The 20,062-nt window shown below is 70.7% G+C and carries 19 protein-coding genes; 16 read left to right on the top strand and 3 right to left on the bottom strand.

Annotation, left to right across the window (positions count from 1 at the left end):
* Positions 1–68 precede the first annotated feature (68 nt).
* Positions 69–1,364 carry an HlyD family efflux transporter periplasmic adaptor subunit gene (locus tag R9Z33_RS22865; protein ID WP_318648882.1) on the top strand — a complete coding sequence of 432 codons (1,296 nt, stop codon included), beginning with the start codon at positions 69–71 and terminating at the stop codon, positions 1,362–1,364.
* A 6-nt stretch (positions 1,365–1,370) separates the two neighbouring features.
* On the top strand, positions 1,371–3,308 hold the full coding sequence (locus tag R9Z33_RS22870) for a glycosyltransferase (protein WP_318648883.1): 1,938 nt from the start codon (positions 1,371–1,373) through the stop codon (positions 3,306–3,308).
* Between the two features lie 6 nt (positions 3,309–3,314).
* Here the strand turns inward: R9Z33_RS22870 and R9Z33_RS22875 are convergent, their stop codons facing one another.
* Positions 3,315–4,103: a cyclase family protein gene (locus R9Z33_RS22875; protein WP_318648884.1), complete on the bottom strand. Its 789-nt coding sequence runs from the start codon at positions 4,101–4,103 to the stop codon at positions 3,315–3,317.
* A gap of 102 nt (positions 4,104–4,205) precedes the next feature.
* Here R9Z33_RS22875 and R9Z33_RS22880 point away from each other — a divergent pair, with 102 nt between their 5' ends.
* The 13 genes from R9Z33_RS22880 to R9Z33_RS22940 all read left to right on the top strand — a co-directional run bounded on the left by R9Z33_RS22880 (position 4,206) and on the right by R9Z33_RS22940 (position 17,302).
* Entirely contained in the window at positions 4,206–4,595 is a 390-nt protein-coding gene (locus tag R9Z33_RS22880; RefSeq protein WP_318648885.1) for a VOC family protein, read from the top strand.
* On the top strand, positions 4,592–5,425 hold the full coding sequence (locus tag R9Z33_RS22885) for a MaoC/PaaZ C-terminal domain-containing protein (RefSeq protein ID WP_318648886.1): 834 nt from the start codon (positions 4,592–4,594) through the stop codon (positions 5,423–5,425). The genes R9Z33_RS22880 and R9Z33_RS22885 overlap by 4 nt, the downstream gene beginning before the upstream one ends.
* Positions 5,426–5,471: 46 nt before the next feature.
* Positions 5,472–6,854, top strand: coding sequence for a glutathione-disulfide reductase (gene gorA / locus R9Z33_RS22890; RefSeq protein WP_318648887.1), 1,383 nt, complete (start codon positions 5,472–5,474; stop codon positions 6,852–6,854).
* Between the two features lie 71 nt (positions 6,855–6,925).
* The gene (locus R9Z33_RS22895) at positions 6,926–8,308 is read left to right on the top strand and encodes a class II 3-deoxy-7-phosphoheptulonate synthase (protein ID WP_318648888.1); all 1,383 of its coding nucleotides are present in this window, start codon (positions 6,926–6,928) and stop codon (positions 8,306–8,308) included.
* Positions 8,305–9,459 (top strand): beta/alpha barrel domain-containing protein, encoded by a 1,155-nt coding sequence (locus R9Z33_RS22900; RefSeq protein WP_318648889.1) that lies wholly within the window; start codon positions 8,305–8,307, stop codon positions 9,457–9,459. Before R9Z33_RS22895 ends, R9Z33_RS22900 begins: the two co-directional genes overlap by 4 nt.
* On the top strand, positions 9,456–10,328 hold the full coding sequence (locus R9Z33_RS22905) for a DMT family transporter (protein ID WP_318648890.1): 873 nt from the start codon (positions 9,456–9,458) through the stop codon (positions 10,326–10,328). The genes R9Z33_RS22900 and R9Z33_RS22905 overlap by 4 nt, the downstream gene beginning before the upstream one ends.
* Positions 10,329–10,359: 31 nt before the next feature.
* The gene (locus R9Z33_RS22910; protein ID WP_318648891.1) at positions 10,360–12,024 is read left to right on the top strand and encodes an NAD+ synthase; all 1,665 of its coding nucleotides are present in this window, start codon (positions 10,360–10,362) and stop codon (positions 12,022–12,024) included.
* Entirely contained in the window at positions 12,021–12,419 is a 399-nt protein-coding gene (locus tag R9Z33_RS22915) for a hypothetical protein (protein WP_318648892.1), read from the top strand. Before R9Z33_RS22910 ends, R9Z33_RS22915 begins: the two co-directional genes overlap by 4 nt.
* Positions 12,420–12,585: 166 nt before the next feature.
* Entirely contained in the window at positions 12,586–13,914 is a 1,329-nt protein-coding gene (gene gltX / locus R9Z33_RS22920; RefSeq protein ID WP_318648893.1) for a glutamate--tRNA ligase, read from the top strand.
* A 212-nt stretch (positions 13,915–14,126) separates the two neighbouring features.
* The gene (locus R9Z33_RS22925; RefSeq protein ID WP_318648894.1) at positions 14,127–14,477 is read left to right on the top strand and encodes a hypothetical protein; all 351 of its coding nucleotides are present in this window, start codon (positions 14,127–14,129) and stop codon (positions 14,475–14,477) included.
* A gap of 149 nt (positions 14,478–14,626) precedes the next feature.
* Entirely contained in the window at positions 14,627–16,048 is a 1,422-nt protein-coding gene (gene cysS / locus R9Z33_RS22930; RefSeq protein WP_318648895.1) for a cysteine--tRNA ligase, read from the top strand.
* Positions 16,049–16,100: 52 nt separating this feature from the next.
* The gene (gene copM / locus R9Z33_RS22935; RefSeq protein ID WP_318648896.1) at positions 16,101–16,475 is read left to right on the top strand and encodes a CopM family metallochaperone; all 375 of its coding nucleotides are present in this window, start codon (positions 16,101–16,103) and stop codon (positions 16,473–16,475) included.
* Positions 16,472–17,302 (top strand): RNA methyltransferase, encoded by an 831-nt coding sequence (locus tag R9Z33_RS22940; RefSeq protein WP_318648897.1) that lies wholly within the window; start codon positions 16,472–16,474, stop codon positions 17,300–17,302. Before copM ends, R9Z33_RS22940 begins: the two co-directional genes overlap by 4 nt.
* Before the next feature lie 3 nt (positions 17,303–17,305).
* Here R9Z33_RS22940 and R9Z33_RS22945 read toward each other — a convergent pair whose 3' ends face one another.
* Positions 17,306–18,262 carry a Bug family tripartite tricarboxylate transporter substrate binding protein gene (locus R9Z33_RS22945; protein WP_318648898.1) on the bottom strand — a complete coding sequence of 319 codons (957 nt, stop codon included), beginning with the start codon at positions 18,260–18,262 and terminating at the stop codon, positions 17,306–17,308.
* Complete coding sequence (locus tag R9Z33_RS22950) at positions 18,259–19,008, bottom strand: SDR family oxidoreductase (RefSeq protein ID WP_318648899.1); 750 nt, start codon at positions 19,006–19,008, stop codon at positions 18,259–18,261. The genes R9Z33_RS22945 and R9Z33_RS22950 overlap by 4 nt, the downstream gene beginning before the upstream one ends.
* Positions 19,009–19,107: 99 nt before the next feature.
* Here R9Z33_RS22950 and R9Z33_RS22955 point away from each other — a divergent pair, with 99 nt between their 5' ends.
* The gene (locus tag R9Z33_RS22955; RefSeq protein ID WP_318648900.1) at positions 19,108–20,022 is read left to right on the top strand and encodes an alpha/beta fold hydrolase; all 915 of its coding nucleotides are present in this window, start codon (positions 19,108–19,110) and stop codon (positions 20,020–20,022) included.
* Positions 20,023–20,062: the final 40 nt, after the last annotated feature.

Here is a 20,062-nt window from a genome sequence, read left to right on the forward strand (position 1 = left end):
CGCTCGGTCACGATTGATTTACCGAGGTCGCGGCAAAAGAGGCGCCGCCCGCCGCCGGACTTCACCCAATGCCCGATATCTCACCGCCCGGAACCTCGCGTGCCGAGGCCTTCGAAGCGATGAGCCGCGCCACCACGGGGCTCAGCCTGCCCCCGGCGGCGCCGCTGCCCGCGCGCCGGGGCTTCCTGGCGCGGCGCGGCCGCCTGCTGCTGGCACTCGTCCTGGTGGGCGCGGCGGTCGCCGGCATGCTGCACCAGCAACTGACGCTCTCCACCGCCCATGCGGTGATCTCGGCCCATACCTTGCCCGTCCGGTCGCCCATCGGCGGCGAGGTCACGGACCTCGTGGGGGAGCCGGGCGCCGAGCTGCCGCACGGGCTGGCCTTCGCGCGCATCGAGAACATGCAGGCCGATCGCGGCCGCGTGCTGGATGCGCAGCAGGACGGGGAGCGGGCGCGGATGGAGGTGGATGCCCTGATCGGCCAGATCCGCGCGCTGGAGGCCATGGCCGGCGAATTGCGCGCCCGCGCCGCCCTGCACCGGGACGTGCTGGCCGAGGAGAACCAGGCCTGGCTGGCCGAGGCGGAAGCCTTGCGCAGCGCGGCGCTGGCCCGCGCCGAACGGGCCGCGCGGGATGCGGCCCGCGCCGGCGAACTCGCGCGTGGCGGCCATGCCAGCCTCGCCGCGCGCGAACGCGCCGAAGCCGAGCTGGAGATCGCGCGGCGCGAGGCGGAGGCGCAAGGCATGCGGATGCTGGCGCTGCAGCGCCAGGCCGCGGCGGCGCGCCTCGGCGCCTTCACCCAGCCAGGCCAGACCGGCGCCGCCTATGCCGACCAGCGGCTCGATGAGCTCACGCTGCGCCGCGACGAGCTGATGCGCCAGCTGAGCCTGCAGCAGGCGGCGCTGGACCGTGCGGAGCGCCGCCTGGCCGAGGAGCGGCAGCTGCATGAGGCGCGGCGCAGCGCCGTCATCTCGCCGCCGCGGAGCCTGATCCTGTGGCGGCTGCACACCCAGGCGGGCCAGCGCGTCCTGCCCGAGGAGATCCTGGCCGAGCTGGTGGATTGCCGCAGCGCCTTCCTGCTCGCCTCGGTACCGCAAAGCGCGCTGCCGCATGTGCCGCCGGGCAGCACCGCGCGACTCCGCCTGGCGGGCGAGGCGGTGGAGCGGCGCGGCATGGTCGTCGGGCGCCAGGGCGAGGCGGAGGCGCGCGAGGGTGGGAACCTTGCCGCGCTGCCGACGCGCACGCCCGGCCAGACCGCGCTGCTGAGGATCGCCCTGCCGCCCTTCGAGCCGGAAAAGGCCTGCCCGGTGGGGCGCACCGGGCGCGTGATCTTCGACGGGCGCGGCCTGCCGCGACCCTGGTAGGCGGCGATGCCGGATGCCACCTGGGTGCCGGCGCTGCTGGCGCTGGGCCTGCCATTGCTGGTCGTCACGCTCTGCGGGCCACGGGCGGCGCTGTCCCGTGCCGTCTGCCTTGGCCTCGCCCTGTTCTTCACGGCGCGCTACCTCGCCTGGCGCTGGGGCGCGCCGCTGCCCGAGGGCGGCGCCTTCCAGGCCGCCTGGGCCTGGGCTTTCCTGGTGATGGAGACGCTGGCCGCCCTCTCCTCGGCACTCGTCATGGTGTTCCTGCTCCGCCACCGCGACCGCACGGCCGATGCCGCGCACCCCGCGCCGCCGGCCCTGCGCGACGCGCCGGTGGACGTGCTGCTCTGCACCTACAATGAAGGCCCGGAGATCCTGGAGCGCAGCATCCTCTGCGCCACGCGCATCGCCCATGCCGACCTGCGCGTCTGGGTGCTGGATGACGGCGCGCGGGACTGGGTGCGCGACCTCGCGGCGGAGCTTGGCGCGCTCTACGTGCGGCGGGTGAAGGGGCGGCACGCCAAGGCGGGCAATGTGAACAACGGGCTCGCGCACGCCATCAGCACCGGCCGCCGGCCCGAATTCGTGCTGCTGCTGGACGCCGATTTCTCGGCCCACCGGGACATCCTGCGCCGCACGCTGCCGCTGTTCCGCGCGGCGGATGTCGGCATCGTCCAGACGCCGCAGCATTTCTTCAACCCCGACCCGCTGCAGGCCGGCCTGCTCTGCGCCAAGGCGCTGCCGGATGAGCAGCGCTTCTTCTTCAACCACATCCTGCCCGCCAAGGATGCCTGGGGTGCGGCCTTCTGCTGCGGCACCTCGGCCGTGCTGCGCGTGGAGGCGCTGCTCCAGGCCGGCGGCATGGCGGTGGAGACGGTGACGGAGGACATGCTGACCAGCTTCAAGCTGGCCGAGCATGGCTGGCGCACCATCTTCCTGGACGAAGCGCTTTCGGCCGGCCTGGCGCCCGAGGGGCTCGGCGAATATGTCGGCCAGCGGGCGCGCTGGTGCCTGGGCGCCATGCAGCAGATCCACACGCGCTGGTCCTTCGCCGGGGCGGGGCGCATGCCGCTGGCGCAGCGGATCTCCTGCCTCGACACCGTGCTCTACTGGGGCACGAGCTTCCTCGCGCGGCTGATGATGCTGGTGGCGCCCATTCTGTTCTGGTGGTTCGGCATCAGCTCCTTCGCGGCCAGCCCGGGCGAGCTGGCCTTCTGGATGGCGCCGCACCTCCTGGCGGGCATGCTGGGGCTCGCGCTGCTCTCGCGCGGGCGGCTGCTGCCGGTGCTCTCGGAGGTGAGCCAGCTGGTGATCACCTTCCCCGTGCTCGCGACCGTGGCGCGCACGCTGGTGCGCCCCTTCGGCCAGCCCTTCCGCGTGACGCCCAAGGGCCTCTCCTCCACGCGCATCACCATCCACTGGGGATTGCTCGCGCCATTCGCGCTGATGGCGCTGCTGACGGCGGGCGGCATGCTCACGGCCCTCGACCCCTGGAGCCCCGCGCGGGTGCAGGAGGGGTATGCGCTGAACATGCTCTGGAGCCTGCTGAACCTGTTGCTGCTCTGCACCGTCATCGCCACCTGCGTGGAATTGCCGCGCCCGCGCCAGGAGGAGCGCTTTGCGACCGATGAGCCGGCGCAGATCCTGCTGGCCGACGGCACGCGCCTGCCCACCCGCCTGCGCGACCTCTCGACGCGCGGCGCCCTGGTGGACACCGCGGGGCGCGTCGCCCGGCAGGGCGAATTGCTGCTGGACCGGGGCGCGCTGCGCATCCCCTTCCGCCTGGTGCGGGTGACGGAGGGCGGGCTGGCGCTGCGCTTCGTCATCGGCACCGCGCTCCGGCGCGTGCTGATCCTTCGGCTCTACACCGGCGCCTATCGCAACGAGGTGGCGGAGCCGAAGCTCGGCCTGGTGATGCGGGGCATGCTGCGCCGGCTGATCGGCTGAGGCGGGCTAGTCTTCCAGGATCGCCACCGCCCGCGTCCAGCCCGCGCTGCCGCGATGCACCTTCACCGGGAAGCAGGCCACCATGAAGCCATGCGGCGGCAGCTTGTCGAGATTGGCGAGCTTCTCCAGGTGGCTGTAGCCGATCTCGCGCCCCGCGCGATGCCCCTCCCAGATCAGCGCGGCATCGCCGGTCTCGGCCACCTTGCGGCGGGTGTGGCTGAAGGGCGCGTCCCAGGACCAGGCATCGGTGCCCACCACGCGCACCCCCTGCTCCAGCATCCACAGCGTCGCCGCCTTGCCCATGCCGCAGCCCGTGTCGATGTAGTCGGCCTCGCCATAGCGCGCCGCGGCGGCGGTGTTCACCAGGACAATGTCGAGCGGCTTGAGCGTATAGGCGATGCGATCCAGCTCGCGCTTCACATCGTCGGGCGTGCAGACATGACCATCCGGCTTGCTGCGGAAATCGAGCTTCACGCCGCGCGAGAAGCACCATTCCAGCGGCACCTCGTCAATCCGCCAGGCGGGCTCGCCGCCCGGCACGCTGCGCTCGTTCATGCGCGAGAAATAGTGGTAGGGCGCATCCAGATGCGTGCCGTTATGCGTGCTGATCCGCACGCGCTCCATCGCCGCGTATTCGCCCTCGGGCAGGGCGGAGACGGGCACGCCCATGTAGTCGGCCATGGCGGGCGCGGTCATGTGGTGATCGAGATACTCGATCTCGGGCAGCATGTGCGGCGGGTCGCTCGCGATGCCGGCCTTGAGCGCGACGGAGAGGTCAATGAAGCGACGGGCCATGGGTGTTCCTCCTGTGTTGGGGCGGGAGGCTAGGCGTGGGCCCTGGCGGCTGACAACCGGGCGCGCGCTGCCTAAGCTCCCGCGGGCAGGGAGACCGATCGCATGAAACTCGCCTGGGTGATCCGCTACGTGCCCGACGCCGTGGCGACGGCCGGCTTCTATGGCCGCGCCTTCGGCCTGGCGCCCCGCTTCGCCGCGGGCGAGGATTTCATCGCGATGGAGACCGGCGCCACCGTGCTCGCCTTCTGCCGCGAGGGCTTCGTGACCAGCGGCATGGGGCTGGCCTTCACGCCGACGCGGCCCGACGCGAAGCCGCCGGGCGAGGAAATCGCCTTCGAGGTGGAGGATGTGCCGGCCGCCCATGCGCGGGCGCTGGCCGCGGGCGCCGTCGAGGTGCTGGCGCCGGTGGAGAAGCCCTGGGGGCAGGTCGTCTCCTATCTCAGAGACCCGAATGGCGCGCTGGTGGAACTCTGCACGGCGATCCCGGCATGACCCGCCTCGCCCGCGTCATCCGCCATGTGCCCGATGCCCGCGCCAGCGCGGCATTCTATGCGCGCGCCTTCGGCCTGACCGAGAAGCTGGCGCTGGGCGAGGACTACATCGCCATGGAGACCGGTGAGACGGTGCTGGGCTTCGCGCGGCAAGGCTTCTTCGAACGCGAAACCGGCCTGCACCTGGGCGCCCCGCATGGCGACAGCAGCCAGGAGATCGCCTTCGAGGTGCCGGACGTGGCGGCCGCGCATGCCCGCGCCCAGGCGGAGGGCGCGACCGAGGTGCTGGCCCCGGTGGACAAGCCCTGGGGGCAGACCATCTCCTACCTGCGCGACCCGGATGGGGGGCTGGTGCAGCTCTGCTCGCCGCTCGGCGCGGTGGCCGCGCCGCTCTACCTTGAGGATCTCTCGCCGGGGCAGGTGTTCCGCGCCGGGCCGGTGACGGTGACCGCGCAGGAGATCATGGACTACGCCGCGCGCTTCGACCCGCAGCCCTTCCACACCGACCCGGTGGCGGCGGCCGAGCACCCGCTCTTCCGCGGCCTGGCCGCGAGCGGCTGGCATACGGCGGGGCTGACCATGCGCCTCGTCGTCCGCGCCATCGGGCATCTGGCCGGTGGCATCGTCGGCGCGGGGGGCGAGTTGCAATGGCCGCGCCCGACCCGCCCCGGGGATACGCTGAGCGTGGAGATCGAGGTGCTGGAGGTGACGCCCTCCCGCTCGCGGCCCGATCGTGGCTCGGCCGTGGTGCGGATCACCACGCTGAACCAGGCGGGCGAGGCCGTGCAGGTCTTCACGCCGCGCATGGTGGTGCCGCGCCGCCCTTCCTGAGCGGGGGCGGAGCGCCTATGTGAGGCGCAGCTTGAAAGGGTGCTCCATGGCGTATGACTTCGATCTCTTCGTGATCGGCGGTGGCTCGGGCGGGGTGCGCATGGCCCGCATCTCGGCAGGGCATGGCGCGCGCGTGGGCGTCGCGGAGGAGCGCTTCTGGGGCGGCACCTGCGTCAATGTCGGCTGCGTGCCGAAGAAGATCATGGTCAATGCCGCCGAATACGGCATGTGGGCCGAGGATGCGGCCGCCTTCGGCTGGCACATCAAGAATCACGGGCATGACTGGGCGAAGCTCGCCGCCGCGCGCGATGCCGAGGTGGCGCGGCTCTCGGGCATCTATGGCCGCATGCTGGGCGGCGCGGGTGTCGCCACCTTCGACGCGCGGGCGACGTTCCTCGACGCGCATACGCTGGATGTGGGCGGCAAGCGCATCACGGCCGAGCGCATCGTCATCGCGACCGGCGGGCGGATCACGAAGCTCGACATTCCCGGCGCCGAGCTGGGCCTCGTCTCCGATGATCTCTTCACGCTGAAGGCGCTGCCCAAGCGGGTCGCCGTCATCGGCGGCGGCTATATCGGCCTGGAATTCGCGGGGCTGCTGCGCGGCCTGGGCGCCGAGGTGGACGTGTTCTACCGCGCCGAACTCCCGCTGCGCGGCTTCGACGGGGACCTGCGGACCGCCGTGGTGGAGGCCATGGTGGCGCAGGGCATCGGCATGAATTCCGGCGTGATGCCGACGCGCATCACGAAGATGGAAGACCACCTGATGGTCTCGCTCAGCAACAACTTCATGCGCGAGGTGGATGCGGTGTTCTTCTGCACCGGCCGCGCGCCGAACACGCCGGGCCTCGGCCTGGAGCGCGCCGGCGTGGTCACCGGCAAGGGCGGCGTGATCCCGGTGGATGCCGACCACGCGACCAACATCCCGCACATCTACGCCATCGGCGACGTGACGGACCGGCTGAACCTGACGCCCATGGCGACCGCCGTGGGCCATGCCCTGGCCGATACGCTGTTCGGCAAGAATCCGCGCCGGGCGAGCTATGAGAACGTGCCGACGGCGGTCTTCACCTCGCCGCCCATCGGCACGGTCGGCCTGTCGGAGGAGGAGGCGGCGCTGCACGGCCCGGTGGACATCTACCTCACGCGCTTCACCCCCATGCGCCACACGCTGAGCAAGCGGGAGGGCCGCAAGACCCTGATGAAGCTGGTGGTGGACCAGAAGACGCAACGCGTCCTGGGCGCCCATATGCTGGGCGAGGACGCGGCGGAGATCATGCAGGGCATCGGCATCGCCGTGGTCATGGGCGCCACCAAGCAGGATTTCGACCGCACCATCGGCATCCATCCGACGGCGGCGGAAGAGTTCGTCACGCTGCGCACCCGCACCCGGGTGGCGGGCGTGCCGGAGGCGGCCACGGCCGATTAGCCGGGGCTGGTAGCCTTTCTGCGCCGGCTGATTTAGGGTCTTGGGAACACGGTTTTTGGGAGTTCGCAGCCATGGCGCGTGACTGGCGCCCCTCTTCCTGGCGGCAGATGCCGATCCGGCAGGTGCCGGAATACCTCGATCCCGCGGCGCTGGCCGCGATGGAATCCAAGGTCGCGAGCTTTCCCCCGCTGGTTTTTGCAGGCGAGTGCGAGCGACTGAAGGCCGCGCTCGCCGAAGCTGCCGAAGGCCGGGCCTTTGTCCTCCAGGGGGGTGACTGCGCCGAGAGCTTCGCGGATTTCAACGCGAACACCATCCGCGACACCTTCAAGGTGCTGCTGCAGATGGCGGTGGTGCTGACCTTCGGCGCCGGGATGCCGGTGGTGAAGCTGGGCCGCATGGCCGGCCAGTTCGCCAAGCCGCGCAGCAGCGACGTGGAGAAGCTGGGCGACGTGACGCTCCCCTCCTATCGCGGGGACATCATCAACGGCGCGGAATTCACCTCCGAGGCGCGGGTGCCCGACCCGAAGCGGATGGAATTCGCCTACCTGCAATCGGCCGCCACGCTGAACCTGCTGCGCGCCTTCGCCACCGGTGGCTTCGCCGACCTGCATCAGGTGCATCGCTGGAACCTCGATTTCGTGGCGCGCAGCCCGCTCGCCGCGCAGTATGAGGGCCTCGCCGCTCGCATTGATGAGACGCTGCGCTTCATGGCCGCCTGCGGCATGAACAGCGACAATGCGCCGCAGATCCGCGAGACGGCCTTCTACACGAGCCATGAATCGCTGCTGCTGCCCTATGAGGAGGCGCTGACGCGCGAGAGCAGCACGCATCTCAAGACCTATGCCTGCTCGGCCCATTTCCTCTGGATCGGCGACCGCACGCGCCAGCCGGATGGCGCGCATGTCGAGTTCCTGCGCGGCGTCGCCAACCCGATCGGCATGAAGGTCGGCCCCAGCATGGAAGCCAGCGAGCTTCTCCGCCTGACCGAGATCCTGAACCCGGCGAACGAGCCGGGGCGCCTGACACTGATCGCCCGCATGGGGGCCGACAAGGTGGAGGCGAAGCTCGCGCCGCTGGTGCGCGCCGTGACCGAGGCGGGCCGCAAGGTGGTCTGGCTGAGTGACCCGATGCACGGCAACACGACCACCCAGGGCGGCTACAAGACCCGCAACTTCGACGCCATCCTGAACGAGGTGAAGGGCTTCTTCGACGTGATGTCGGCCGAAGGGGCGCTCGCCGGAGGCGTGCATGTCGAGATGACCGGCCGCGACGTGACGGAGTGCACCGGCGGGGCGCGCAAGCTGACGGCAGCCGACCTGGCCGAGAACTACGCCACCTTCTGCGACCCGCGGCTGAACGCGGAGCAGTCGCTGGAGCTGGCCTTCCTCATCGCGGAGGAGCTGAAGGCGCACCGGGCGCGGCCGGAACGCGAGCTGGTCCGCGCCGCGCAATGAGCGACAGATCCCCGCTGGACCGTGAGATCACGGCCCGGACGGACAGCTACTTCAACCGCACGCGCCGCATCGTCGAGACCTTCGGCGATGTGCGCGTCACCTACGCGGTCTTCCTCCGCCGCCCTGTCATCTCCGCCCCGCGCCTCGCCGTGCAATGGCTGGAGCGCGTGGCGCGGGAGCGCGGCACCCCTTTCGAGATCGAGGTGAAATACCCTGAGGGCGCCTGGGTCGGCGCGGGTGACCCGCTGCTCTATCTCAGCGGCTCCTTCGCAGCACTTGCCGATCTCGAGACGCTGTACCTGCAGCGCCTGGGGCCCGCCTGCGTCGCCGCGCACAACGCCTACCAGATGAGCCTGGAGATGCCCAAGGCGGCCTTCCTGGCCATGGAGGCGCGGCACTGCGCCGGCTTCGAGATGCAGGAGATGATGGCCTATGCGGCCTCGGTCGGCAGCGCGGCCGCACGCCAGGAGGGCGCCACGGGCTTCGTCGGCACCGCGACCGACGCCACGGCGCATTGGTTCGGCGAGGCGGCGGGCCGCGGCACCATGCCGCATGCGCTGATCGGCTATGCGGGCTCCACGCTGCGCGCCGCCGAGATGTTCCACGAGACCTATCCGAATGACGGGCTGACCGTGCTGGTGGATTATTTCGGCCAGGAGGTGACGGATGCGCTGACCGTCTGCCACCGCTTCGCCGATCTCGCCGCCGCCGGACGCATGGCCGTGCGCCTCGATACGCATGGCGGCCGCTTCCTCGAGGGGCTGGACCCGGCCGAGAGCTACGCCGTGCTGGAGCGCCACGCGCCCAACGCCATCCGCCGCTATCGCAGCGATTCCGAGCTGCGCCACCTGGTCGGCACCGGCGTCTCGGCCGCCGCCATCTGGCGCGTGCGCGAGGCGCTGGACGCGGCGGGCTTCCAGAAGGTGCGGATCGTCGCCTCCTCCGGCTTCAGCGTCGGCAAGTGCCGCGTGATGGCGGAGGCGCAGGCGCCGGTGGATGTGGTGGGCACCGGCAGCTTCATCCCCGACATCTGGAGCGAGACCTACGCCACGGCCGACATCGTCGAATATGACGGCACGCCGCGGGTGAAGCTCGGGCGCGAATTCCTGCTGCGGCAGGAGGGGCGGCGGCGGAACGGGCACCAGGGTTGAGCGAGCGCCGCATCGGGCTGCTCTGCGCCTTCGGCGTCCTTTTCATCTGGACCGGCTTCCAGCTCATGTCGCGCTTCCTCGCGACGCAATCCGTCACCGCCTGGGACATCGCGGCGCTGCGCTATGGCGGCGCCTTCCTCGCCGCCCTGCCCTTCCTGCTCTGGCGCGGGCCGCCGCGCATCCCGCTGCCCCGCGCGATGGCCCTGACGGCGACGGCGGGCTTCGGCTTCGCGCTCGGCGCCTATGGCGGCTTCCAGTTCGCGCCCGCCGCGCATGGCGGGGTGATCATGGCGGGGCTGCTGCCCTTCCTCATCGCAGCCGCCTGGTGGGTGGCCTTCGGCGAGGCCTGGGGGGTGCGGCGCATCATCTCGCTGCTGCTGGTGGGGCTCGGCATCGCGCTGCTGGCACGCGACACCTTCGGCAGCCATCCCGGCGCCTGGCGCGGGGACCTGCTCTTCGTCTTCGCGGTGCTCTGCTGGGCGGCCTACACGTGGCTGGTCCGGAAATGGCGGATCGGCGCGCTGGACGCGACGATGGCGGTCGCGCTCTATGCCGCGCCGCTCTTCCTGCCGGTCTGGTGGCTGTGGCTGCCCTCGCGCCTGGAGGACCTGTCCCTTGGCATGGAAATCTTCCAGATGGCCTGGCATGGCGCGCTCTCGGTGATGCTGGCCGGCTTCCTCTTCACCCGGGCGGTGGTGCTGCTGGGCGGGCCGCAGACCTCGGCCATCACGGCGGCGGTGCCGGCCCTGGTGGCGATGGGCGGCTGGCTCTTCCTGGGCGAGACGTTGGGCGCGGCGGGCTGGGCCGGGGTGCTGCTGGTGACGGGCGGGATGGTGGCGAGCGTCCTGCCCGGGTTGACCACTCGTTGACCCTGGGGGCCCGCACGCCTACTTCCACGGAATGACGAAACGCCTCCGCATCGCCCTCGCGCAGATGAACCCGCATGAGGGGGAGTTGCGCGCCAATGCCGCGAAGATCCGCGCCCTGCGCGCCGAGGCCGCGGCCGCCGGCGCCGACCTGCTGGTGACGCCGGAATTCAGCATTGCCGGCTATCCGCCCGAGGACCTGGTGCTGAAGCCCGCCTTCCAGGCCATGTGCGACGCGGAAATCGCGGCGCTGGCAGCCGAGACGGCGGATGGCGGGCCAGGACTCATCGTCGGCGGCCCCTGGCTGGATGGCGGGAAGCTCTACAACGCCGCCTTCCTGCTGGATGGCGGGAAGATCGTGGCGCGCCGCGCCAAGCATGAGCTGCCGAATTACGGCGTCTTTGACGACAAGCGCGTCTTCGACGCCGGGCCCGCGCCGGGCCCCGTGGTCTTCCGCGGCATCCGCCTGGGCCTCATGATCTGCGAGGATTGGTGGTTCCCCGCCGTCTCCGAGACGCTGAGCGAGAGCGGCGCCGAGATCCTGCTTTCCATCAATGGCTCCCCCTTCGAGGTGGAGAAGGCCGAGGCGCGCATTGACCTCGCGGTCGCGCGCGTGGTCGAGACCGGGCTGCCCTTCGTCTTCCTCAACCAGAATTGCGGGCAGGATGAGCTGGTGTTCGACGGTGCCAGCTTCGTGCTCAACGCCGACCGCAAGCTGGCCGTGCGCGCGCCCTCCTTCGCCGAGACGCTGATCCTGACCGATTGGGAGCAGCCGGGCGATGTCTGGGTCTGCGCGGCGCAGGAACTCGCCAAGCCGCTGAGCCGGCCGGCGCAGATCTACCACGCGATGATGCTGGGCCTGCGCGACTACGTGGAGAAGAACCGCTTCCCGGGGATCGTGCTCGGCCTTTCGGGCGGCATCGATTCCGCGATTTCCGCCGCCGTCGCCGCCGATGCGCTGGGGCCGGAGCGGGTGCGGGCCGTCATGATGCCCTCGCCCTATACCAGCCAGGAGAGCCTGGAGGACGCCGCCGAATGCGCGCGGCTGCTCGGCATCCACTACGACACCATCCCGATCGGCCCCGCCATGGCGGCCTATGAAGCGATGCTGGCGCCGGCCTTCGGCAACCGCGCGCCGGACATCACGGAGGAGAACCTCCAGTCGCGCATCCGTGGCGTCACGCTCATGGCGCTGTCGAACAAGTTCGGCAACATGCTGCTGACCACCGGCAACAAGAGCGAGATGAGCACCGGCTACGCCACCATCTATGGCGACATGTGCGGCGGCTATTCCGTTCTGAAGGACGTCTACAAGACCGACGTCTTCGAGGTCTGCCGCTGGCGCAACGCCAATACGCCGGCGGGCGCGCTGGGCCCCGATGGCGCCGTGATGCCCGAGCGGGTGATCACCAAGCCGCCCAGCGCCGAACTCAAGCCCGACCAGAAGGACCAGGACACGCTGCCGCCCTATGAGGTGCTGGACGCGATCCTGAACGGGCTGGTGGAGCGCGAGCTGAGCGTGGACGATCTGGTGGCGCAGGGCTTCGAGCGCGCGCTGATCCTCCGCGTCTGGCGCATGCTGGACCGCGCGGAATACAAGCGCCGCCAGGCGCCGCCGGGCGTGAAGATCGGCCAGCGCGCCTTCGGGCGGGACCGCCGCTACCCGATCACCAATGGCTTCACCGGGCTGATCTCGTGACGGAACACCCGCTCACGCCGCCCGAGGGGCTGGAAGTGCGTATCCGTGACCTCTCGGACCCCGATGCGGCCGAGGCGACGGAAGTGGTGCGCGGCTTCCTCTCGCTGGCGCACGCCAATGAATTCGCCAAGCGCTATGTGCGGGACAGCGTGGAGCGCTGCCGCGTGCCGCGCGCGACCGCGGCGGAGGTGACGGCGGCCTGGTTCGCCTTCGGCGAGGATGCGGTGGTGGCGGGCCTCAGCGAGGACCATCAGGGCGAGGTCTGGCAAAGCGCCAACGACCTGCCGAGCTTCGCCGCCGCCCCCCCGCGCGACCGCGAGGCGCTGAACTGGCGCATGCTCGACCCGCGGCGGATGGGAGAGGATGAGGATGATGATGAGGGGGAGGAGGAGTGAGCCGCGCCGCCGCTCGGGATCACGCATCCGCCGATCTTCTCCACGCCCGACGAATCCGGCCGCAGCACAGCGGCCGGCGCGCCCAGACTGACCTTTTCACCCGCGCGCCCGCAGTGGCGCGAAGCCCAGCGCGCGGAGCGCGCGCCCGGCGTCTGAGGGCCTGAACATGACCATCAAGCTTCGCTTTGCCCCCTCGCCGACGGGGCATCTTCATGTCGGCAATGCGCGCATCGCGCTGGCCAATTGGCTCTTCGCCCGCAAGACGGGGGGTGAGCTGGTGCTGCGCCTCGATGACACGGACACGGGCCGCAGCAAGGCCGAGTTCGTGACGGCGATCGAGGAGGATCTGCGCTGGCTCGGCCTGGAATGGGACAGCATGTTCCGCCAGACCGATCGGCTGGATGCCTATGCGGCGGCGGCCGAGCGGTTGAAGAAAAGCGGCCATCTCTACCCCTGCTTCGAAAGCGAGGAGGAGCTGGCCTACAAGCGCGAGCTTCGCCTCAAGCAGGGCCGCCCGCCGCTCTATGACCGCGGCGCGCTGAAGATGACCGAGGAGCAGTACGCCCGCGCGCTGGAGAACGGGAAGAAGCCCTATTGGCGCTTCAAGCTCTCGGGCACGAATATCAGCTGGAATGACGGCGTGCTCGGCCCGCGCTCGGTGAAGCTCTCCGCCATCAGCGACCCCGTGCTGGTGCGGGCCGATGGCTCGCCGCTCTACACCTTCACCTCCGTGGTGGATGACCTGGAGACGGGTGTCACCCATGTGGTGCGGGGCGAGGACCATGTGACCAATACCGGCGTGCAGCTCGACATCTGGCTGGCGCTGGGCGGGCGGATGGACGCGCTGCATTTCGCCCACCTGCCGCTGCTGACCGATGCCGATGGCGGGCCGCTGTCGAAACGCATCGGCTCGCTCTCGCTGCGGCAGTTGCGGCGGGACGGGATCGAGGCCGCCTCCATCACCGGCTATCTCGCCGCACTCGGCACCTCGCAGGACCCCTTCCCGGGCACGCCGGCGCAGCTTCTGCCGGGCTTCGACCTGAACAACGTCTCCCATTCGTCGCCGCGCTTCGACCCGCGGCAGATGCTGGCGCTGAACCGCAAGCTGCTGCACGGCATGTCCTTCGAGGAGGCGCGCCCCAAGCTGCCCGAGGGCGCCGACGCCGCCTTCTGGGAAGCCGTGCGCGAGAACCTGGACCGCCTGCCCGAGGTGAAGCATTGGTGGGACGTGATCCACGGCCACATCGCGCCCGTCGAGCAGCCGGCCGAGGCGGAGTTCCTGGCCACGGCACTCAGCCTCCTGCCGGCCGAGCCTTATGACGCCGCCACCTGGCCCAGCTGGACCGAGGCGATCAAGGCGGCCACGGGCCGCAAGGGCAAGGCGCTCTTCATGCCGCTGCGCCTTGCCCTCACGGGCGAGGATCACGGGCCGGATCTCAAGGCGCTGCTGCCGCTGATCGGGCGCGAGCGGGCGGTTCAGCGCCTGCGCGCCTGACAGGCGGCATCTGACCGGGCGGGGCGCCACCCCCTTGATGGCGCGCATGGCAGGAATATGCTCGGGGCATATAATGGCCCGCGCGGAGAAGCCTGATGTCGTTTGCCCGAGGCGCGGGGTGCGCCGCCCTGCTGTCGTTGCTTCTCGCCTTTGATGTCCAGGCGCAGACAGCCGTTGGGGGCTTCTATCGGCAAGCCAACCAGAACGCCGTCATGTTCCAATACACCAGGGACCGCTACTGCCACGTGCAGAGCGAAAGCCAGATGGCGGCCTATGGGGGCTTCTCGAAGGTGACGGTGGTTCCTCGGCTTGCCATGATGGGGCAGCAGACGGGCACCTGCGCCTGGCCCAACGGGTTCTACCGGCGCAGGAACGAGACCGCCGTCTATCGGCTCTACGGCGTGGGCGTGGTGGCCGGCGTGGGCACCGACATCTGCCATGTGGTGAATGAGCAGCAGATGGGGTCCTTCGGCGGGTTTCAGCAGGTCCGGGTCGTGCAGCCCACCGCCGATTTCGGGCGGGGCCGCGGCCCGGTCTCTCCCTGCAACACCAGGGCCGGCTGAGCCACCCGTCCGCTTTGGGCTTGATGCTTCGCCCCGGCTGGCGCATAGCTGCGCCATGGTCCTGACCTGCCCCTGCTGCTACGGCTGACGCCCCGCGCGCCGCGCGGTGATCGTGCCCGCTGCCGTTTTGCCCTATGGACCCCCATCTCATGACAGAGCTCCGCTTCCATAACAGCCTCACGCGCCGCGAGGAGGCGTTCCGCCCGCTCGATCCCGCGCATGTGAAGCTCTATGTCTGCGGCCCCACGGTCTATGACCTGGCGCATCTGGGCAATGCGCGGCCGGTGGTGGTGTTCGACGTGCTGGCCCGGCTGCTGCGGCGTGTGTTTCCGCGCGTGACCTATGCGCGGAACATCACGGACGTGGATGACAAGATCAACGCGCGCGCGCGGGAGTCCGGCGAGCCGATCAGCGCCATCACCGCCCGCACCACCGCCGATTTCCACCGCGACATGACGGCGCTGGGCGCCCTGCCGCCCGATGTGGAGCCGACGGCGACCGGCCACATCGCCGAGATGATCGCGCTGACGGAAAAGCTGATCGCCAATGGCCATGCCTATGCGGCGGAGGGCCATGTGCTGTTCAGCGTCGGCAGCTTCGCCGACTACGGCAGGCTCTCCGGCCGCAACCAGGAGGAGCTTCTGGCGGGCGCGCGCATCGATGTCGCGCCCTACAAGCGCGATGCGGGCGACTTCGTGCTCTGGAAGCCGAGCGACGACGAGACGCCGGGCTGGAATTCGCCCTGGGGCCGTGGCCGTCCGGGCTGGCATATCGAGTGCTCGGCCATGTCGTGGCGGCATCTTGGCGAGCAGTTCGACATCCATGGCGGCGGCGCCGACCTGCTGTTCCCGCATCACGAGAACGAGGTCGCGCAAAGCCGCGCCGCCTTCGGCACGCCCTTCATGGCCCATACCTGGCTGCACAACGGCATGCTGCTGGTGGATGGCGAGAAGATGTCGAAGAGCCTCGGCAATTTCCTCACCGTGCAGGACATCCTGGCGCAGGGCCCCTGGGCGGGCGAGGCCTTCCGCCTGCTGCTGCTGCGCACGCATTACCGCTCCGCACTGGACTACACCCAGGCCGGCCTGCAGGAGGCGAAGGCGGAGCTGGATGACAGCTACGCGATGCTGGGCCGCGCGCCGGCGGTCAGCGAATCCCCGCTCATCACCGAGATGGCGGAATGGGCGCTGGAGCCGCTGGCCGATGACCTGAACACGCCGCTCGCGATCGCCCGCCTGCGCGACCTTCGCACGCTGGAGAACAGCGCCACGGTGGGCGGTTCCGCCGCCGCCGTGCTCTCGCGCATCGGCAAGTCCTGGCAGCCCGTGCCCGGCCAGGCGGCGGCGGCCTTCCGCGAGGCGGCGGCGGTGCTGGGCCTGGCACAGGGCGATCCCCGCGCATGGCTGCAGGGCGGCGATGACGCGAGCGCGATCGAGGCGGCCATCGCGGCCCGCCTCGCCGCGCGCGCGGCGAAGAACTGGGCCGAGGCGGACCGCATTCGCGCGGAGCTTCTGGCCCAGGGTGTGGTGCTGGAGGACAGCGCGGGCGGCACGACATGGAAACGCGCTTGACCCTGACCTTGTGGCAAGCCGGACGCTGCCTCCCCTCAGAAGGAGACACGCCATGAACCGCCGCACCGCCCTGATCGCCGCCACCGCCGCGCTCCCGGGCACCGCCCTCGCGCAGTCGCCGCATGCCGGGCATGGCGCGGGCCATACCCCATCGGCCGCGCGCAACGAGCCCGCCAGCACGCGCGAATTCCGCGCCGCCAACAACGCCATGCACCGCGCGATGGAGATCCGCTACAGCGGCAATGCCGATCGCGACTTCGTGGCCGGCATGATCCCGCACCATGAGGGCGCGATCGAGATGGCGCGCATCGTCCTGCGCCACGGCACCGACCCCGAGGTGAAGCGCCTGGCGGAGGAGATCATCCGCGCGCAGCAGGCCGAGATCGCGCAGATGCGCGCCATCCTCGCGCGGCTTCCCGCCAGATGAGGGAGCTGGGCGCCGCACCACTGGTCGCGCCCGAGGGCGAGACGCCCATCGTGGTGCTCGTGCGCCCGCAGCTCGCCGAGAATATCGGCACGACAGCCAGGGCGATGGCCAATGGCGGGCTGTTCCACCTGCGCCTGGTTGCCCCGCGCGATACTTGGCCGCACCCGCGCGCCTGGGCCGCGGCCTCGGGCGCGGATCGCATCCTGGATGCGGCGCAGGTCTTCGACACGGTGGATGCCGCCATCGCCGATTGCCACCGCGTGCTGGCCACCTGCCCGCGGCCGCGCCATGTGGTGATCCCGGTGATGACCGCGCGGGCCGGGGCGGCCGAGCTGCGCGACATCAACGCGCGCGGGATGCGCGTCGCGGTGCTGTTCGGGCCCGAGCGCGCAGGACTGGAGGCCGAGGACCTGGCGCGGGCGGATACACTGATCCGCTATCCGCTCAATCCGGAATTCAGCTCCCTCAACCTCGCCCAGGCGGTGATGGTGCTGGCCTATGAATGGTGGGTGGCGGCGGATGCGACGCCGCCGCGCCAGCTGCAGACGCACAAGACCGCGGTCGCGACCAAGGGCAGCCTCGACAATTTCATGGGCCACCTGATCAGCGAGCTGGACGCCTGCGGCTTCCTGCGGAACGCGCCCAAGCGCGAGGGCATGGTCCGCAACCTGCGCCATTGGTTCGAGCGCGGCGAGATTACCGAGCAGGAGGTCCGCACCCTGCACGGCGTGGTGGCCGAGCTGTCGCGCGGGCGCATGCGGCATGGACGGCCCGAGGCGAAGGCCGATCGGGAGAGCACGGCGAAGGCCGATCCGCCCGGGGCCTGACCCTCAATCCGCCTTCACGCCGATCCGCCGGATCAGTTCGCCCAGCCGCGCATGCTGCGCCACGTTGCGCGCCTGGTACTCCTCCGGCGTACCCGGAAGCGCCGCGGCGCCGAGTTCGGAGAGGCGCGCCACGGTCTCGGGCTTCACCAGCCCCGCGCGCAGCGCCGCATTGGCGCGGACGATCACCTCGGGCGGCGTGCCGCGCGGCGCGACCAGGCCGAACCAGGCCGTCACCTCATAGCCCGGCAGCGTCTCGGCGATGGCCTGGATGTCGGGCGATGTCGGCCAGCGCCGGGCGGAGGTGACACCGATGCCCACCAGCGCGCCGGAGCGCACGTGGTTGATGATGGTGGGCATGTTGTCCACGCCGTAGTCGATGCGGCCGGGCAGCAGGTCCACCATCATCGGCGCGCTGCCGCGATAGGGCACATGCGTCGCCTCGATGCCCGCCATCAGGCGGAACATCTCGGCCGAGAGATGCGTCGAGCCGCCGATGCTGGTCTCGCCATAGGAAAGCCGCCGCTGCTTGGCGAGCGCGATCAGCCCCGGCACGTCCCGCACACCGAGCGAAGGATGCGCCGCCAGCAGGTTCGGCACCTCCGCGATCTGGCTGATCGGCAGGAAGTCGGTCAGCGGATCGTAGCCGGCATTGCTGTAGAGATGCGCGTTGATGGCGTTCGTGCCGGGCGAGCCCAATAGCAGCGTGTAGCCATCGGCCGGGCTGCGCAGCACGGCCTGGGCCGCGATGTTGGAACCGGCGCCGGGGCGGTTCTCGATGACCACCGGCTGGCCCAGCTCTTCGGTGAGGATCTGGCCGGCGAGGCGGCCCAGAAGATCGGTCGTGCCACCGGCAGGGAAGCCCACCAGGATGCGGATCGGTCGGTTCGGCCACGGCGACTGCGCGAGCGCAGGCGTCGCCAGCAGCGGCGCGGCCAACAGTGCGCGTCGGGTCGTTTTCACAGCGTCCATCCTCCATCGATCACCATGGCCTGGCCGGTGACGAAGGCGCTTTCGTCACTCGCCAGATAGACCACCAGCGCCGCCATCTCCTCGGCCGTGGCCAGCCGCCCCATGGCCTGGCGGGCGATGAAGGCGGCGCGCGAGGCCTCGAAGCTTCCGGCCGCCGCGGCATTGGCGGCGATGCGGTCCTGCAGGCTCGGCGTGTCCACCGTGCCGGGGGCGAGGCAGTTCACGCGCACGCCCTGCGTCACGCAATCGGCGGCCACGGCGCGCGTCATGCCGATCACGGCCGCCTTGCTGGTGCCGTAGAGGAAGCGGTTGGGCGCGCCTTTGATGTTCGACGCGGCCGAGGCCATGTTGATGATGCTGCCGCGCTTCGCCTCCAGCATCGCCGGCAGCGCCGCCTTGATGGTGCGCCACATGCTGCGGACGTTGAGCGCGAAGGCGAAGTCCCATTCGTCATCGGTGCAGGTCAGCGCCGTGTTCTGGTGCACGAAGCCCGCGCAGTTGAAGAGGATGTCGAGCCGCCCGGCGGCGGCGATGGCGGAAGCGACGGCCGCGTCATCCAGCACGTCCAGCGCGTGGCTGGTGATGCCATGGGCGTCGAGCCCCGCGAGCTTCGCGGCGTCGCGGTCGGTGGCGATGACCGAGGCGCCTTCCCGGGCCATGGCGATGGCGGTGGCGCGGCCGATGCCCTGCCCCGCCGCCGTCACGAATGCGCGTTTCCCTGCGAGCCTTCCGGCCATGGCCGCTTTCCTCCTGTCGTTGGGCGTATTCGGGCCGCTCGGCGGGGCGGCGTCAATCCCGCAGTTTCGCCGGCGCGGACGCTGCGGCAGGATGCGCGGATGAAGCCACTGTGCATCGCCGAGATGGGGCATTTCTTCGTGGGCGGCCGCCGCGCGCGCGTCGCGGGGCGGCCGGTGGCGGAGATCCAGCTCGTCCCCGGCAGCCCGCCCTATCGCGCGGACATGAACGGCGAATACCTGGTGGCGAGCCTCTATGTGGAACATGCGCGGCCCGAGCCCGTCACGCGCCCCTGCCCGCTGCTCTTCTGGCATGGTGGCGGGCTGACCGGCGCCTGCTGGGACACGACGCCGGATGGGCGGGAGGGCTGGAAGCTCTGGTTCCTGCGGCGCGGCTGGCACGTGCATGTGAGCGATGCGGTGGAACGCGGCCGCAGCGGCTATGCCCCCTTCCCCGAGATCTTCCCTGGGGCGCCACTGCATCGCCGCGTGAACGACCCTTGGGAGCAGTTCCGCATCGGCCCCAGCCATGCCGAAGGCCGCGCGCATCCCGGCCACCAGTTTCCGCTCGATCACTACGAGGACTTCCTGCGGCAATGCGTGCCGCGCTTCGTCGGCACCGATGCCGACATGCTGGCGGCCTATCTCGCGCTGGTGGAACGCGTGGGGCCCTGCGTCATCATCGCGCATAGCCAGGGCGGGCATTTCGCCTGCGCCGCCGCCCAGGCCGCGCCGGACCTGGTGCGCGCGCTGGTGCTGCTGGAGCCCTCCGGTTTCGGCGCGGGCGCGATGCCGGACATCCCCGTGCTGCTGCTCTATGGCGACCACATCGCGCGTGATCCGCGCTGGGTCACGCTGCGCGCAGCGGGCGGCGCCTTCGCGGCACGGACGCCGCGCGCCGCGTTGCACGACCTGCCGGCGGAAGGCCTGGCCGGCAATGGCCACATGCTGATGCTGGAGCGCAACAGCGATGCCATCGCGGCCCGGGTGCAGGGCTGGCTCGAATCCAATCTTTGACAGCGGGGCCGCGCGCCGCCCAGTCTCCGCGGCGTGATCA

This window comes from Sediminicoccus rosea (assembly GCF_033547095.1).
GTDB classification, from domain to species: Bacteria; Pseudomonadota; Alphaproteobacteria; order Acetobacterales; family Acetobacteraceae; genus Roseococcus; species Roseococcus rosea.

Coding starts and splice junctions, on each gene's coding strand:
- R9Z33_RS22865 (WP_318648882.1), top strand. CDS start 69: ATGCCCGATATCTCACCGCCCGGAACCTCGCGTGCCGAGGCCTTCGAA.
- R9Z33_RS22870 (WP_318648883.1), top strand. CDS start 1,371: ATGCCGGATGCCACCTGGGTGCCGGCGCTGCTGGCGCTGGGCCTGCCA.
- R9Z33_RS22875 (WP_318648884.1), bottom strand. CDS start 4,103: ATGGCCCGTCGCTTCATTGACCTCTCCGTCGCGCTCAAGGCCGGCATC.
- R9Z33_RS22880 (WP_318648885.1), top strand. CDS start 4,206: ATGAAACTCGCCTGGGTGATCCGCTACGTGCCCGACGCCGTGGCGACG.
- R9Z33_RS22885 (WP_318648886.1), top strand. CDS start 4,592: ATGACCCGCCTCGCCCGCGTCATCCGCCATGTGCCCGATGCCCGCGCC.
- gorA (WP_318648887.1), top strand. CDS start 5,472: ATGGCGTATGACTTCGATCTCTTCGTGATCGGCGGTGGCTCGGGCGGG.
- R9Z33_RS22895 (WP_318648888.1), top strand. CDS start 6,926: ATGGCGCGTGACTGGCGCCCCTCTTCCTGGCGGCAGATGCCGATCCGG.
- R9Z33_RS22900 (WP_318648889.1), top strand. CDS start 8,305: ATGAGCGACAGATCCCCGCTGGACCGTGAGATCACGGCCCGGACGGAC.
- R9Z33_RS22910 (WP_318648891.1), top strand. CDS start 10,360: ATGACGAAACGCCTCCGCATCGCCCTCGCGCAGATGAACCCGCATGAG.
- gltX (WP_318648893.1), top strand. CDS start 12,586: ATGACCATCAAGCTTCGCTTTGCCCCCTCGCCGACGGGGCATCTTCAT.
- R9Z33_RS22925 (WP_318648894.1), top strand. CDS start 14,127: ATGTTCCAATACACCAGGGACCGCTACTGCCACGTGCAGAGCGAAAGC.
- cysS (WP_318648895.1), top strand. CDS start 14,627: ATGACAGAGCTCCGCTTCCATAACAGCCTCACGCGCCGCGAGGAGGCG.
- copM (WP_318648896.1), top strand. CDS start 16,101: ATGAACCGCCGCACCGCCCTGATCGCCGCCACCGCCGCGCTCCCGGGC.
- R9Z33_RS22940 (WP_318648897.1), top strand. CDS start 16,472: ATGAGGGAGCTGGGCGCCGCACCACTGGTCGCGCCCGAGGGCGAGACG.
- R9Z33_RS22950 (WP_318648899.1), bottom strand. CDS start 19,008: ATGGCCGGAAGGCTCGCAGGGAAACGCGCATTCGTGACGGCGGCGGGG.
- R9Z33_RS22955 (WP_318648900.1), top strand. CDS start 19,108: ATGAAGCCACTGTGCATCGCCGAGATGGGGCATTTCTTCGTGGGCGGC.